Genomic DNA, 14,219 nt, shown 5'->3' on the forward strand with positions numbered 1-14,219 from the left:
TCTACGCAATGCTCGTCTCAGTTTGCAATGATCTGTTACTGAATTGATCCAAATCCACCTCCCGGAGTTCAAGCCGATTGCGCCGTGAGCATTGGCCCCCGCGGCCAGGCCTGTTGTTGCAACTCGATCCAGGCGTTCAGGTTGGCTCCGACCATGCCTTTGCGCCACATCAGCCAGGTGGTGGCGCTGGCGAACGGCTCGGCCAGCGAATGCACCGTGACCCGCTCGCGGCCCGGCAGGCTGGCCAGCATCGACTCGGACATCAACGCCACCCCGGACCCGGCGATCACACACGCCAGCATCCCCTGGTAAGACTCGATTTCCATCGCCCGGCCCATGGTCGCGTGATCATGGGCAAACCAGGCCTCTAATCGCATCCGGTACGAGCAACCACGCCGGAACGTGAACACCGCGCGGCCCTGCACATCCAGGGCACTGCGTACCGGCGGATGATCGGCCTCGGTAATCAGCACCAACCGCTCTTCGCACAACGGCACGCCATCCAGCCCCGCCAACTCCAGTGGGCCGTCCACCAGTGCCGCGTCGAGCCGGTTGGTGAGCAGGCCTTCAAGCAGCTCGCCACTGGGCCCCGATTGCACTTGCAGGTTCACCGCCGGGTACGCCCGGTGATAAGCCGCCAGCAGGTCCGGCAAATGCGTCGCCGCCGTGCTGTACATCGTGCCCAGCAGGAAATCCCCGGCCGGCTGCCCACCCTGCACGGCGGCATGGGCCTCGTCGTGCAAGGCGAACAGCTTGGCCGCATAGTCCAGCAGCACTTTACCTGCGGGCGACAACTGCAAACGCTGACGCTCCCGCAGGAAAAGGTCCACACCCAGTTGCTCTTCAAGCTGCTTGAGCCGGGTCGACAGGTTCGACGGCACCCGGTGCAGGCGCTCGGCGGCCCGGGTGATGGAACCTTCCTCGGCCACGGCCTGGAAAATCCGCAGTTGACTGAACTCCATGACCTTCTCCAAAAAAGAACAAGTTACTCACTATTATTCATTTTTAATGAAAGTCAATCAGTCCTAGCCTGACGGTCATTCGCCCCGACACCGGAGAACGACCATGTCACCTCTTACTCGCCTGCTCGGCAGTTTCATCGCGCTGATGATGGCCATGGGCATTGGCCGCTTCGCCTTGACGCCCCAGTTACCTCACTTGATCGGCGAAGGTCAGGTCGACTTGACCGCCGCCGGTCTGATTGCCGCCGCCAACTACCTGGGGTACTTCCTTGGCGCGCTGGACGCCATGTTCGCCCGTCGTCCGGAACAGGTGCGGCGACGGTTGCTCGGCGGCCTGTGGCTGTGCGTGCTGCTGACCCTGGCGTCGTTCTGGGCCTGGGGCTTCTGGCCGCACCTGGCGCTGCGTTTCGGCACCGGCGTGGCGAGCGCCTGGGTGATGGTGATGATCACCGCCCTGAGCCAACCCTTGGCCGCGGCGGTGGGACGGCCACGGCTCGGTGCCCTGGTGTTTGCCGGGCCGGGCCTGGGGATTTTCCTGACCGGCCTGCTCGCCCTCGGCTCGAACCTGCTGGGCCAGACCTCCGCCACCCTGTGGCTGGTGTATGCCGGCGTGGCCTTGGCGATGTTGCTGGCGATCTTGCCGATCCTGCCGCAGCCGGCAGCCGCAACACCTGTCCCTGGGCCGACCGCCCCTTCGCCGAACGCGGGCATCGCTCGACTGGGCGTGGTGTACGCCCTGTACGGCGTGGGCTACATCATTCCGGCGACGTTCCTGTCGCAAATGGCCTCAGCGCAGTTCCACGGCCAATGGCTGGCCGATCTGTTCTGGCCCTGCTTCGGCCTGGCCGCCGCCAGCGGCGTGTTGCTGGTCAGCCGGCGACGGCCGAACCCGAACACCACCGGCCGCTGGCTGATCGGCACGCTCTGGCTGCAAGCCGCCGGGGTATTTGCCTGCCTGCTGGGCAGCGGGCCGGGGCTGGCGCTGGGGGTGATCCTGTGTGGCACACCGTTCCTGGCCTGCATGCAGTTGGTGATGCTGCGCTCCCGGGAACTGGCGCCCCACGCCACCCAGCGCAACGCTGGCCTGTTGACCGCCTGCTTTGCCGTGGGCCAACTCAGCGGCCCCCTGCTGGCGGCGCTGAGCAGCCATTTCAGCGGCGGCCTGCAACCGGCGCTGATCATTGCCGGCAGCGGCCTGGTGCTGGCCGGTGGCCTGTTGCTGCGGCCCGCCAGCCGAGGCGCGGCGAGCCCTTGCGCCCAGACCGCCCTGCGTTGATCAGGCCTGGCCGGCCGGGCTGAACGCCTTGCTCGACTGCGTGGCCGGCTCGCGTCGCGCCAAGGCGAAATACAACACCCCGCCGAGGAAGCAGCCGGTGAACCAGGCAAAGTTGGCCATCGGTTGCAGCACGGGTGTGAAGGTGATCGCCACACCCATCAGCGTCGCCGGAATCAACGCCTTGACCGCCGTCCAGTTGATGCCGCCGCTGTAGTAGTAGCGCCCGCTGGGCCCGTCATTGAACAGCGCATCGACGTCGATCTGCTGTTTTTTGATCAGGTAGTAATCCACCAGCAGGATCCCGAACAGCGGGCCGATGAACGCCGCCAGCACGTCCAGGGTGTAGTGGATCACTTCGGGGTTGTTGAACAGGTTCCACGGCGTGATGAAAATCGAAGCCACCGCCGCGATCATGCCGCCGGCGCGCCAACTGATTTTGCTGGGGGCGACGTTGGCGAAGTCGAAGGCCGGCGAGACGAAGTTGGCGACAATGTTGATGCCGATGGTGGCGGTCACGAAGGCAAAGGCCCCCAGCAAGACCGCCACGTCGTTGTCGATGCGTGCCACAGTGGCAATCGGGTCGTGAAGCATTTCACCGAACACCGGCAAGGTCCCGGAAACAATCACCACGGTGACCAGGGAGAACGCCAGGAAATTCACCGGCAGCCCCCAGAAATTACCCCGGCGCACGTCAGACATGCTCCGGCAGTAACGGCTGAAATCGCCGAAATTCAGGGTCGGGCCGGAAAAGTACGACACCACCAGGGCCGTCGCCACGATCACTTGGCCGAACGCCTGCCAGCCGGACAAGGACTTTTCCGCCAGGGTGAAGCTGATGTTGCTCCAACCGGCCTTCCACACGATCCAGCCGGCCAACAGGAACATCACGGCGTACACCACCGGCCCGGCCCAGTCGATGAAACGACGGATCGATTCCATGCCAGTCCAGAACACCAGCGCCTGGACAAACCACAGGCTGAGGAAACCGAACCAACCCAGGTAGGACAAACCGGCAAAATGCGGCGTCGCGTAAACCTCCATCGAAGGAAAAAACCGCAGCACCACGATGATCAGCGCGCTGGAGGCCAGGTACGTCTGAATGCCGTACCAGGCCACGGCGATCAAACCGCGAATGACCGCAGGAATATTCGCCCCGAACACCCCGAACGCCAGCCGACAGATCACCGGGTACGGCACCGCAGCCTGTTGGCTCGGCTTGGCGACCAGGTTGGCGATCAGTTGCACGATGCAGATCCCGCCGAGCAAGGCGATAAGCACTTGCCAACTCGCCAGGCCTAAGGCGAACAGACTGGCGGCGAAGACATAACCGCCGACGCTGTGCACATCACTCATCCAGAACGCGAAGATGTTGTACCAATTCCATTTCTGCGGCAGCGGGCCCAGGTCCTCGTTGTAGAGGCGGGGACTGTAGCCGTTGGGCAATTGCTCGGACATTGCGGGGCTCCTTTGAGTACCGCCGTGCCCCCGTATCGACCTGCTCACCATACTGCGCACGGGAGCCGGCATGGTTTGTATACGCGTTGCTACGCAGAATGCGTGCCATGCGCGCAAGATGTGAGACAAACCGGGGTGTGTGGCGCAGAGGAAGGCCACGCAGGAACAGGCATGCGCCCACGAACAGGGCGCGGGTGCATGCTAAAGGTGCAGGGATTTGTATACAGACTAAAGGCGGGCACAGTTCCTGTGGCGAGGGGATTTATCCCCGCTGGGCTGCGAAGCAGCCCCTGAGCCTGGCGCCTCGGTGTGCCAGGCAGGGCAAGTTAGCTGTCGTGGGGCCGCTCCGCGCCCCAGCGGGGATAAATCCCCTCGCCACACAGAGTCCTTTTTGCCACAAAGCTGGGCTCGGCTGAGATCAGCTCAATTCAATACGATCGGCATGAATGACAATCTGCCCATTCTTGTACAGCGCACCAATGGCCTTCTTGAAGTTGCCCTTGCTCACGCCAAACAGGCTGCTGATCAGCGCCGGGTCGCTCTTGTCGCTGACCGCCAGGGTGCCGTTGTTCTCTCGCAACTTGGCGAGGATCTTGGCGTTCAGGCTGGTGGCGGCTTCCTGGCCCACCGGCTGCAAGCTCAGGCTGATCTTGCCGTCCGGGCGAATCTCCTTGATGAAGCCTTTTTCCTGCATGCCGGCGCGCATGAACTTGAAGATTTCATTCTTGTGGATCAGGCCCCAGTGCTTGTTATTGATGATCGCCTTGAACCCCATGTCGGTGGCTTCGGCGACCAGCAAATCCACTTCCTGGCCCGGCGTGTAGTTGGCCGGGGTCTTGTCCAGATAACGATCCAGGCGTGCCGTGGCGGTGATGCGGCGAGTGTGCTTGTCGAGGTAGACGTGCACCACGCAGTATTCGCCGGCGGTCATCTGGCGCTTTTCTTCGGAATACGGCAGCAACAGGTCCTTGGGCAGGCCCCAGTCCAGGAACACGCCGATGCTGTTGACCTCAACCACTTTCAGGCTGGCGAACTCACCGACCTGAACCTTGGGTTTTTCGGTGGTGGCGATCAATTTATCGTCGCTGTCCAGATAAATGAAAACATTGAGCCAGTCTTCATCTTCACTGGGAATATCCTTGGGAATATATCGATTGGGCAGCAGGATTTCGCCGTCCGCACCGCCGTCCAGATATAAACCGAAGTTAGTGTGTTTAACCACTTGCAAACTGTTGTAGCGCCCGACTAAAGCCATTTCCAATACCCTCATTGCGTGGGCGGCATTCTACCCGGTTTTGCGGCGCGATTCGTGGCCGCCGGCAAGGTTTGCCTGGAAGGCCTGGCACAATCGTTGATTTTCCTGGGTTTTCGTCCGAGGCACAGCCATTCGTCAGGCCGGTAACGGTGCGTGCCGTCCACGCTCGGCATAATATTCTTCAAACGGTTGTTATTTAAAACAGAGGCTTAGGGCAATTATTGCCGGATAACGGCTGATTATTCCCGTCACGCCAGCGATCATTCAGAAGGATATTTGCCAAGCAATTGTCAAGTATTTCCTGTACGATGCCTGGCCCAATTAATTATCTACAGGTTAATGGCCGTCATGCGCGTAAAAGCATCCAACAGCAAAGCAAAGCCAGCTCCAGCCGTTGAAACCAGCGAGTCGATCAATGACCAGATCGCTGCGTTCCTCAAGTCCGGCGGCGAGATCCAGCAAATTGCCAAAGGCGTCAGCGGCCAGACATTCGGCCCGTCCAAGCAGATCAGCCTGGGCAAGAAGTAACCTGCGCGTCACCTGGTCCCAAAGCGCTTTGAGCTTCGAAGCGCTTGGACTGGACCCCTCCCCGCTCCATTCATTTCCCATGAATCGACGAACGGCCTTCGCTGCCGATCATTCGCCGGTATCCTTGCACCTCTCTAGCTCAAGCGTTTCAGCTTAATTCCTGCTCCTCGCTATTTCATGGAGTGAAGCATGCGTATTCCTATTGTTGCGCTGGCGATCAGCCTGTTGACGTGCTCCCTCGCCCAGGGGCAGGTGTTCCAACGCGAACTCGGCGACTTCGACCTCAAACTGGGCACCACCCCCAGCCGCAGCATGGCCGAGGGTCTCGTCACGCCGTCGAGCACCGGCTCGTTTCATGGTGGGTTGGACCTGAGCCATGACAGCGGCTGGTACGTTGGTCAGTGGTCACCCAGCGCCGGCCTGACCTCCTCGGCCGACCTCGAAATCGATTCCTACATGGGCTTTAAACAACCCTTCGACCAGACCCTGGGCTACGAGGTCGGCCTGATCCACTACAGCTACCCCACCGCCGATACCCTCGACAGCCAGGAGTTCTACGGCGGTCTGACCGTGCTCGGCAGCCGTTTCGGCGCGGCCCTGAGCAACGATCCGGACAAACAGAACAGCACGCTGTTCGCCGACCTGGGCGGCAACGTGCCGTTCGGCATTGGCATCAGCGCCAAATACACTACCCACCAGCTCAATACACCGGTGTCGGTCGAGAACGGCTACGTAGGCAGCTTCAGCGACTGGTCGTTGAAAATTTCCCGGCCTTGGAAGGGCCTCGACCTGGACCTGATCTACAGCGACTCAAGCCTCAGCGGCAGCAGTTGCTCGGCGTATTCCGGCCACAACAGCGAATGCGACAGCCTGCTGACCCTCAAGATGGCCCATCCTTTTTACTAAGCGTTACGTATTCGATCGGCTGAACTGCTGCGTGCCTGCCATGCTCCAACAAAGCACCTACGCTTTTGCAAGGACTCGCTCATGTCGCGCTGGTTGACCCGCACTGCCCTGTTCATCGCCCTGCTGCTGACGCTCACCGCCTGCAGCCGCGTAGGCCTGGCCTACCGCAACCTCGACCTGATCATCCCCTGGACCCTCAACGACTACCTGGAGATCAACGGCGAACAGAAAGACTGGTTCAACGAACGCCTCAGGGAGCACTTGAGCTGGCACTGCACCACGCAATTGCCCGGCTACCTGGATTGGCTGGACCGCCTGAAGACCATGGTGCAAACCAACCAGGTGACCGACGAAGCCCTGCAGCAGCGCACCCGCGAAGCCAAGGCCGCGATAGCCGAAACCGCCCGGGAGATCACCCCGTCGGCCATCGAATTGCTGCAAGGCTTGAGCGACGACCAGGTCGCCGACATGGACGCGGCCTTCGTCAAGGACCAGCGCAAGCGCCAGCAGCAATACCTCAAGCCGACCTTGCAGGAGCAGATCCAGGAACGCAGCGAGCGCATGGTCAAACGCCTGAACGACTGGCTCGGCCCGCTCAACGACGCCCAGCGCCAGCGGGTAGTCGCCTGGTCCACCGCCCTGGGCGATCAGAACCAGCAATGGATCGCCAACCGCGCCCACTGGCAAAACCAGTTCAGCGAAGCCGTGGCCCAACGCCACAGCCCCGACTTCCCGAAACGCATCGAGCAGTTGCTGGTCAACCGCGAAAGCCTCTGGACACCCGCCTACCGCGAAGCCTTCAGCAAAACCGAAGCCCAGGCTCGCAGCCTGCTGGTGGACCTGATGGCCGAAAGCACCCCGCCCCAGCGCGAGCGACTGCTGAAGAAAATCGACGGGGTGAAGAAGGATTTCACTGATTTGAAGTGCCTGAAAGCAGCACGGTCTTGAAACCACTGAAGATCCAATGTTGGAGCTCCAATGTGGGAAATGTGGGAAATGTGGGAAATGTGGGAGCGAGCTTGCTCGCGATAGCGATTGAACAGGCAATACATCTGTTGAATGCCAGACCGCTATCGCGAGCAAGCTCGCTCCCACAAGGTTTGTGCCTGGTTCCTAAGCAATCTGCGCCTTCGAAGCCAAATCATCAAACGTAAACTCATCCAGCGCATCTTCCTGGTCATCCAGCACCTGACGCGGATGATCATTACCCGGAATGCTGCTGTCGATCAGGCTCAGCAACCGCGAGCCACGGGGCGTCAGCACGAAATTCTCGCCATTACCGCCCTCTTCCTCCGGCCGCGGCTCGATATAGCCGCGCTCCAGCAGCAGTTTTTCATACTCCCCGGCGACCGCTTTCAGATGATCGAGGTTCTCGATCTCCTCGCCTGCAGCTGCTTTCTCTGCCGCGTACTGCTCCGCATAAGGCCGAGGCGTAAAGCTGTGGCCGGCGCCGTTCTGCACTTCGTGCAACAACTTTTCGATCAAGTCCCAGTTATAAGTCGTCATCCTGGTCCATCCTCTGAAGAGTGAGATGCCTACCTAGGTTGTGACCGAGGTGCTGCGCTGCCGTTCAGCCGGGTTTCCGGGTGGTCTCTGCCTTGGGCCGACCAACGGCCGGTCGAATTCATCGAAGGCCAAACGACCAGTTGCTGAAGCGCCCACTCAGCAGCTCTGCCATGCAGGAGAAATCACCATGAACGTAGAGAATCATCCGGTCGTCTCGCGAGAAGAATGGCTCGCCGCCCGCCGCCAACACCTGGCCCACGAAAAAGCCTTCACCCACGAACGGGACAAGCTCAGCGCCGAACGCCGCGCCCTGCCCTGGGTCAAGATCGACAAACCCTACCGCTTCCAAGGCCCCCACGGCGAACTGAGCCTGGCCGACCTGTTCGGCGGGTGCAGCCAACTGATCATCTACCACTTCATGTTCGGCCCCGGCTGGACAGAAGGCTGCCAGGGCTGCTCCTTCCTCTCCGACCACATCGACGGCGCCAACCAACACCTGGCCCACCATGACGTGGCCGTGGTCGCCGTCTCCCGCGCCCCGTTTGCTGAATTCCAACCCTTCAAACGTCGCATGGGCTGGGCGTTCGACTGGGTCTCGTCCAACGGCTGCGACTTCAACTACGACTTCGGCGTCAGCTTCAAAGCCGAAGACACCGCCGGTGGAAAAGCCACCTACAACTACGAAAAAACCGACACCACCGAAGGCGAACTCCCCGGCCTGAGCGTCTTTTATCGCAACGAAGCCGGCGACATCTTCCACACCTACTCCACCTACGCCCGCGGCCTCGACATCCTGGTCGGCACCTACAACTACCTCGACCTGACGCCCAAGGGCCGCAACGAAGACGAAATCATGGACTGGGTGCGCCACCACGATAAATACGACGAGGCCAAGCCACACAGCTGCTGCCATGGCTGATGCGCCAACCCGCACAAGTCGAGCGCGATCCCTGTGGCGAGGGAGCTTGCTCCCGCTCGACTGCGTAGCAGTCGCCTGCGTTGCCTTAACCACAGCGCTGTGCGATAGGTTTGATGTAAATCGGGAGAGCTGCGGGCGCAGGTTACAGAATTAATGACAACGGGCGACTTCTCAGTCGCCCGTTTCATAGCATTAACTTGCTCATCGACGATGGCCCTGCTGAGCCTGCATGTATTGGCGAAGAAGCTGATTGATGCGTGTCTGATAGCCCGCGCCCTGCCCCTTGAACCACTCCAGCACGTCGGCGTCGAGGCGAATAGTCACAGCCTGCTTTACCGGCACACGCAGCTCGGCGCGACGGAAGAAGTCCTCATCCAGTTCGGGGATATCGCTGGTATCGATGTCCGTGTCATTCAACTTGGCCAAGCGCTCCCAGTCAGTTTTCGATGTTTTCGACATAACGTATGGCCTCCTGCTTAGTGGCTTTTCGGGCGGAAATGATGCGGATCACATTGCCTCGCCGCTCGGTATACACGACTACGCCAATCAACTCTTTGATCCAGCCGACGGCAATCCAGCGCTCTTCGCCGTAGTCCATTCGGTCATCGCGCACGGCCAGCATCGGATGATGGAAGATGCCCGGCACGTCGTTGAAGTCGATACCGTGCTTAAGAATATTGGCCCGGTTCTTGGCTTCGTCCCATTCAAACAGCATGGGGCTTTATGTCTTTACTTATGTACATACACAATACGCCTCTCGGCAGAAATGCACAGCCCCGGATAGCTCGGTGACACAGCCCTCGGCTGACTGGCGAAAATTGGAATTAACACAGGCGCTGGAGCTTCATTCGGCACTCGGCGCGGGACGCCTCCATCCCGAAGAGTACTGTCGGAGCCGCTCATCTGAAATCAGACGCCTCCCGTATAAAGGTATGAAAGATCCCGTGCAGAACCGGAAACTTCCTTCGAAACGGACAGATAGGATGACAAGCAGATCTCTGAGGGAACAGGGGGACAGGAAGAGGGAAGCAAGGACTGAAGCCGTCGCCACGATAAATACGAAGGTCCCCACAGTTGCTTCCTGGCTGATGCACAAACCAACCAAGTCGAGCACCATCCCCGTGGCGAGGGAGCTTGCTCCCGCTCGACTGCGCAGCAGTCGCCTGCGTTAAGCCGACAAATACCGGGCCAAACGTCCTACGTGACGCTCGGAAAGCGGTGTCTTGTGGCACTGGAGCCAGCCAGCCTATAGTCCCTCGTCGCCTAAAAAGGCGATTCGGGTTTGGCGACTCGATTACAGAGAATGCGAAAGCTACCGGCTAATTGCAGGTACCGACGCACCCGCAAAGCCGCTATATTCCACGGCGGCTGTGCGCGGGAGATCTTCGGATCTGCCGGTTTTCTCTGTAACCGGTTCGCCAACCTGCGCACAGCCACCACCCAATCGTTTGGCGACGACTGAGTGATGGCTTTCAGCCAATCAAACAGAGATCTTCAAAATGAATCGATATATGCCCATCACTGGCATCGACTGCGTCCCTGCAACGTTGCTCATCGATACCGAAGCCCCGCTGGATGTCCTTTTCGAAACCGCCGACTACCGCATCCGCACCGTGACCCAGGTGCTGGAGAACATCGCGTTCCGCTCTGATATCAGCTCCGATACGGTGGTGCTTTCCGACTTCTGCAAAATGCTGACGATAGCGTTGCGCGATGGGTGTGATGTGATGGATGTGATTGGGAGGCGGTTGCGGGCGCAGGCTGCTGAGTAATGAAAACGGGCGACCTTAGGGTCGCCCGTTTCAAACGTGTGGAGAGTACAAAATGACTGAGACTTTTACAGAATTTGACCCCGCAGAATACCTCAGTACTTCCGAGGCCATTGCGGAGTTTATAAGCGATGCCCTGAAAACCGGCAATGCGAGCTATTTCGCCAAAGCGATGGAGATAGTCGCACGCGCCCAAAGGGATGACCGAACTGGCCGGCGAATGAATCATGCAAAAGCGAGTTTTTCTACCTGCTGCAAATCAACATGTTGACGGGCCACCCACAGATCGTAAGCATCCTGCATGGCCAGCCAACTTTCCGGCGAGCGGCCAAGCGCTATCGACAGCCGCAGCGCCATTTCAGGCGAAACGCGGCTAGTCCCCTTCAAGACGAGGCTCAGGGTCGAAGAGGCCACTCCAAGCTTTTCTGCCAGCTCACGCCCGCTGATACTGTTCGGCTCCAGATAGATCTCGGTAATGAACTCACCAGGATGGGGCGGGTTGTGCAAGTTCATCAGTGGTAATCCTCATAGTCCAAGACATAAGCATTTCCGTCGCGAAATTGAAATGTCAGGCGCCAGTTGCCGTTCGCCATGATCGACCAGCGTCCCGCGTATTTCTTCTTTGGGGTCGAAAGCCGTGGATAGTCATGTTTTTGATCCTCAAGACATCGGGTCATCGCCCGCTCTAAGCCTGCCCCGCCCCTTTTACTTTGGAATAACGATCGGAATGATCATCGGCGAAGGCGGAGCTGGGGGGTTGATCATGCCTTCGCTTTTCACCACGGGCACTCCTTTGTTTTTGATCGCATCGAACAAGCGCTCCGTGGCCGCCGAATCAATATAACCGCCCTCATCAATAGACGCGCTCAGCGCCAACTGACGCCGATCCTCGGTTAACTGGAGCTGACTGGTACGAAAGAAGGTATGCAGGGCGACTTTTCTAAGCGCCGATAGCTCCACGTGGGCGATTTCGACATATTTCAGGGCTTTGGCATCCCATCCCTGCACATACAGGTCATTGGCGGTCAGTGCATAAGTGCAGAAATAGTAGGTGCCTGTGCTCGAACCGGGGGTTGAGATGATCACGGAACACCGGCCATGCTGAAGAATGGGGCCGGTCAGCTCTGGATAATCTTTGACCAGTTGAGTGGGGAACTGTATTCGGTCGTAGTAGATAGTGGCTTTGTCGTAAGGGGTGGTGTTGCAGGCTGACAGAAGCAATGTCATGACCAAGAGGAGAGACGAGCCGAAATAGCGCATTGATAAATCCTTGTAAAAATTAAAAAATCTCGTTTACACAAAACTAGTTACCCCCACGTGCCCTTGCTTGATCGGTGTGTTCGCAACTATCACCGTAGACCAAGACCAGCCCCTCTTCATTTTTCGCTTTCAGTTCAAGCGCTTATTCGCTAAGGAAGTGCCATTCAAACCTGTCCCCTTTTTCTGTAGACCAAGGCCAGCCTTTTTTCATTTTTTCGCAGTCGCATCAGCTAGTTAGCCGTTAAGTAAGTGCCATTCAAATCTATCCCTTTCCCCCTCTTTTTCACTCATAGATCTTCGAGGCAAAAAGTATCTTCGCAAATGTCTGCCAGCTAGGAGTAAGAGCTTTCTCATCACCAGAATTTTTAGCGTAATAATTCATTGCTCTAACCCAAGCTTCCATGGCGTCCAAAAATCTTTCTAATGTAGGATTCTCCCACTCACTGGGATTCAGCTCCAAGTCCTCCTTGAGCTTACAGATAAAATCTGCAAACTCCTCTCTAGTATCCATACGCTCAATCATTTTATCTAATTCCATAAATCACCTATTTACAAATACCACGAACACAAATTATAGACCCGTTGTTTGGCGTAGTCATTTTCCTACCAATCTCAGCGGCTATCTCGGCCTCAGTAGCGGGAACTATTTTGATTGGTACGCCGGCCGCTGACGCGGCTAAAACTCGACGATTGTCTAAACTATAAATTAAACCGTCCTTTTCAAACACTCGTACGGCTGGCAAATCAGCTGGAGAAAGCTTTCCAGATTTCAAATCGTCAATCGTTGTTTGAAGAACCTTGCCATCCGAAAAGTGGAAAAAGGGGACAGATTTATTTTCCTGACCTAAATAAATCTGTCCCCTTTTTCCGCTAAGGAAGTGCCATTCAAATCTGCCCCCTTTTTCATTAGTCCCCTTTTTCAAACCCCGAAACATAATAGCCGATAAATTCTTCCCCCCCGCAAGAATCCAGTAATAAAATCGCCTCCTCATACCCATCAAGATGGCTTCCAAGCCAAAACGCACCATCGCGTAAAAGATGAAACTTTACAGTTGCGCCGTACTCATCATTTGAGATAATCGCCTGATATATCCCATCTTCCTCTCTAAACCGCCACTCCTTAAATACTGCCATTACAAGAAGACATGCATTGGCGAGATAATCCGTGGCCACATAATCATCAACATGCAGAGAATTTACAAAGCACTCCCACCCAGTCCGATCCGGAAAGTCCTTTAGGGCGGCATTGGTTTGTTTACCAGCAAGGGCACGAATAAAAAAACAACCGTCCCTCTCATCGAACCCCTGAGCCACAAGACCAAACAAAGCCGAAGGAAGTTTTCGCCCTGAAAAGTTAATCCCCGCCAACTCCTCACTCATTTTTTCATTCATTTCATTCACGACTCACCCCCAGATACTTTGTCATGCCTTTATCGATTGCCTGCGAAAACCTTGAGTCCTTCAGCAACTGATTAACCGATTTTGGCGCATTAGGAAACGACTTAGATTGAGGATCATACAAATATTTATTCCCTTTATTGTCTTGGTAATGAAGCTGACCAGGACGCTGGCCTGGGTTGGGATTCTCAACATCCAAACGCTCTTTACCATCCCCTTTCCAGATTGTCTTACTTGCAGTTTGAACACCCTGGGCACCCAGCATTCCATCTTTTCGGTCACTTCCTACAACCCCGACCTTAACCCCGGTTGTACCACCCTTCCCCCCAGCAGTCGATGCGAACAGATCCGGGTACAACGCATCCAGAGTAACGCCCGTCAGCAGCCCCACTACCTCGCCATTTTCAGAGCGGGACTTCTCTACTATGCCGGTATTGAGAAAGGGGACAGATTTATTTTAAAACACCGAGTAAGCCAACAAACCCACCCCCTCTGACCTCATAAAATAAATCTGTCCCCTTTTCGCTTCTTTTCGCTTCATCCTACCTCGATGAAAACAGGAGAATGGAGATCTATTTGCAAACTAAACCACTACAACATCACCGGAATCCAAATAAATTGAATAGGCCTCATACCCACTACCACTATCAGCCTCAACGACGATCGTGTCGCCAGAATGGAATGTTATCTTCAACCCTGCGCCTTCAAACTCTTTAACCGACGCGACATCTTGTAATAAAAAGTCCAGTAAAGGCGCACTCGTATACGAATCAGAAAACTCTCGCCGCCCTAAAGTGCCCCCGACCTCATACGTCAACCCTCCTTCTATACAGAAAGAGACTTTATATGGAGGCACACCTGGGGCCACTTGCGGACGTGCAAATTCCAATTTGGTGATTGCCACCCCAAAACTAACCATTTCCAAGTAACACTCGGACAATAGCAAAAAATCAAAATCATCGGGCAATGCGTACATACGTCACCT

Annotated in this window: 19 protein-coding genes and 1 pseudogene; 7 read left to right on the forward strand and 13 right to left on the reverse strand. The window is 57.1% G+C overall.

The window, feature by feature from the left end:
- Positions 1-68: 68 nt before the first annotated feature.
- A complete protein-coding gene (locus tag BLU85_RS22490; RefSeq protein WP_092205070.1) occupies positions 69-962 on the reverse strand; it encodes a putrescine utilization regulator PtrR in 894 nt (297 codons plus the stop codon).
- Between the two features lie 103 nt (positions 963-1,065).
- Here BLU85_RS22490 and BLU85_RS22495 point away from each other — a divergent pair, with 103 nt between their 5' ends.
- Positions 1,066-2,238, forward strand: a complete 1,173-nt coding sequence (locus BLU85_RS22495; protein WP_092205071.1) for an MFS transporter — start codon at positions 1,066-1,068, stop codon at positions 2,236-2,238.
- On the opposite strand, the gene BLU85_RS22500 is transcribed toward BLU85_RS22495, so the two are convergent.
- Together BLU85_RS22500 and BLU85_RS22505 are read right to left on the reverse strand one after the other, a co-directional pair.
- The gene (locus BLU85_RS22500; RefSeq protein ID WP_060738694.1) at positions 2,239-3,693 is read right to left on the reverse strand and encodes an NCS1 family nucleobase:cation symporter-1; all 1,455 of its coding nucleotides are present in this window, start codon (positions 3,691-3,693) and stop codon (positions 2,239-2,241) included.
- A 418-nt stretch (positions 3,694-4,111) separates the two neighbouring features.
- Entirely contained in the window at positions 4,112-4,948 is an 837-nt protein-coding gene (locus BLU85_RS22505) for a CvfB family protein (protein ID WP_060738695.1), read from the reverse strand.
- A 339-nt stretch (positions 4,949-5,287) separates the two neighbouring features.
- On the opposite strand from BLU85_RS22505, the gene BLU85_RS22510 reads away from it, so the two are divergent.
- The 3 genes from BLU85_RS22510 to BLU85_RS22520 all read left to right on the forward strand — a co-directional run bounded on the left by BLU85_RS22510 (position 5,288) and on the right by BLU85_RS22520 (position 7,330).
- Positions 5,288-5,476, forward strand: coding sequence for a hypothetical protein (locus BLU85_RS22510; protein WP_018607615.1), 189 nt, complete (start codon positions 5,288-5,290; stop codon positions 5,474-5,476).
- Between the two features lie 189 nt (positions 5,477-5,665).
- A complete protein-coding gene (locus BLU85_RS22515; RefSeq protein ID WP_092205072.1) occupies positions 5,666-6,382 on the forward strand; it encodes a TorF family putative porin in 717 nt (238 codons plus the stop codon).
- Positions 6,383-6,463: 81 nt separating this feature from the next.
- A complete protein-coding gene (locus BLU85_RS22520) occupies positions 6,464-7,330 on the forward strand; it encodes a DUF6279 family lipoprotein (protein WP_092205073.1) in 867 nt (288 codons plus the stop codon).
- A gap of 165 nt (positions 7,331-7,495) precedes the next feature.
- Here BLU85_RS22520 and BLU85_RS22525 read toward each other — a convergent pair whose 3' ends face one another.
- On the reverse strand, positions 7,496-7,888 hold the full coding sequence (locus BLU85_RS22525; RefSeq protein WP_092205074.1) for a transcriptional regulator: 393 nt from the start codon (positions 7,886-7,888) through the stop codon (positions 7,496-7,498).
- A gap of 187 nt (positions 7,889-8,075) precedes the next feature.
- Here BLU85_RS22525 and BLU85_RS22530 point away from each other — a divergent pair, with 187 nt between their 5' ends.
- A complete protein-coding gene (locus BLU85_RS22530) occupies positions 8,076-8,807 on the forward strand; it encodes a DUF899 domain-containing protein (RefSeq protein ID WP_092205075.1) in 732 nt (243 codons plus the stop codon).
- Positions 8,808-9,008: 201 nt separating this feature from the next.
- Here BLU85_RS22530 and BLU85_RS22535 read toward each other — a convergent pair whose 3' ends face one another.
- Both BLU85_RS22535 and BLU85_RS22540 read right to left on the reverse strand, forming a co-directional pair.
- Positions 9,009-9,266 (reverse strand): BrnA antitoxin family protein, encoded by a 258-nt coding sequence (locus BLU85_RS22535; protein WP_092205076.1) that lies wholly within the window; start codon positions 9,264-9,266, stop codon positions 9,009-9,011.
- The gene (locus BLU85_RS22540; RefSeq protein WP_092205077.1) at positions 9,244-9,522 is read right to left on the reverse strand and encodes a BrnT family toxin; all 279 of its coding nucleotides are present in this window, start codon (positions 9,520-9,522) and stop codon (positions 9,244-9,246) included. The genes BLU85_RS22535 and BLU85_RS22540 overlap by 23 nt, the downstream gene beginning before the upstream one ends.
- 784 nt (positions 9,523-10,306) lie before the next feature.
- Here BLU85_RS22540 and BLU85_RS22545 point away from each other — a divergent pair.
- A complete protein-coding gene (locus BLU85_RS22545; RefSeq protein WP_058544380.1) occupies positions 10,307-10,579 on the forward strand; it encodes a hypothetical protein in 273 nt (90 codons plus the stop codon).
- Positions 10,580-10,631: 52 nt separating this feature from the next.
- A pseudogene (locus BLU85_RS31480) lies at positions 10,632-10,797 on the forward strand (addiction module antidote protein); the annotation flags it as partial.
- A 4-nt stretch (positions 10,798-10,801) separates the two neighbouring features.
- On the opposite strand, the gene BLU85_RS22555 reads toward BLU85_RS31480, so the two are convergent.
- The 7 genes from BLU85_RS22555 to BLU85_RS22585 form a co-directional block, all read right to left on the reverse strand.
- The gene (locus BLU85_RS22555; RefSeq protein WP_092205078.1) at positions 10,802-11,089 is read right to left on the reverse strand and encodes a HigA family addiction module antitoxin; all 288 of its coding nucleotides are present in this window, start codon (positions 11,087-11,089) and stop codon (positions 10,802-10,804) included.
- The gene (locus BLU85_RS31835; protein ID WP_371914253.1) at positions 11,089-11,253 is read right to left on the reverse strand and encodes a type II toxin-antitoxin system RelE/ParE family toxin; all 165 of its coding nucleotides are present in this window, start codon (positions 11,251-11,253) and stop codon (positions 11,089-11,091) included. Before BLU85_RS31835 ends, BLU85_RS22555 begins: the two co-directional genes overlap by 1 nt.
- Positions 11,254-11,281: 28 nt before the next feature.
- Complete coding sequence (locus BLU85_RS22565) at positions 11,282-11,836, reverse strand: hypothetical protein (RefSeq protein WP_092205080.1); 555 nt, start codon at positions 11,834-11,836, stop codon at positions 11,282-11,284.
- Positions 11,837-12,119: 283 nt separating this feature from the next.
- Positions 12,120-12,374, reverse strand: coding sequence for a DUF7660 family protein (locus BLU85_RS22570; RefSeq protein ID WP_092205081.1), 255 nt, complete (start codon positions 12,372-12,374; stop codon positions 12,120-12,122).
- A 368-nt stretch (positions 12,375-12,742) separates the two neighbouring features.
- Complete coding sequence (locus BLU85_RS22575) at positions 12,743-13,237, reverse strand: hypothetical protein (protein WP_139208052.1); 495 nt, start codon at positions 13,235-13,237, stop codon at positions 12,743-12,745.
- Positions 13,230-13,625, reverse strand: coding sequence for a hypothetical protein (locus tag BLU85_RS30775; protein ID WP_139208053.1), 396 nt, complete (start codon positions 13,623-13,625; stop codon positions 13,230-13,232). Before BLU85_RS30775 ends, BLU85_RS22575 begins: the two co-directional genes overlap by 8 nt.
- Before the next feature lie 192 nt (positions 13,626-13,817).
- Positions 13,818-14,210, reverse strand: coding sequence for a hypothetical protein (locus BLU85_RS22585; protein ID WP_025211708.1), 393 nt, complete (start codon positions 14,208-14,210; stop codon positions 13,818-13,820).
- Positions 14,211-14,219 lie beyond the last annotated feature (9 nt).

Origin of the sequence: Pseudomonas sp. NFACC14 (genome assembly GCF_900106885.1) — a bacterium.
Taxonomy (GTDB): Bacteria; Pseudomonadota; Gammaproteobacteria; order Pseudomonadales; family Pseudomonadaceae; genus Aquipseudomonas; species Aquipseudomonas fluorescens_AA.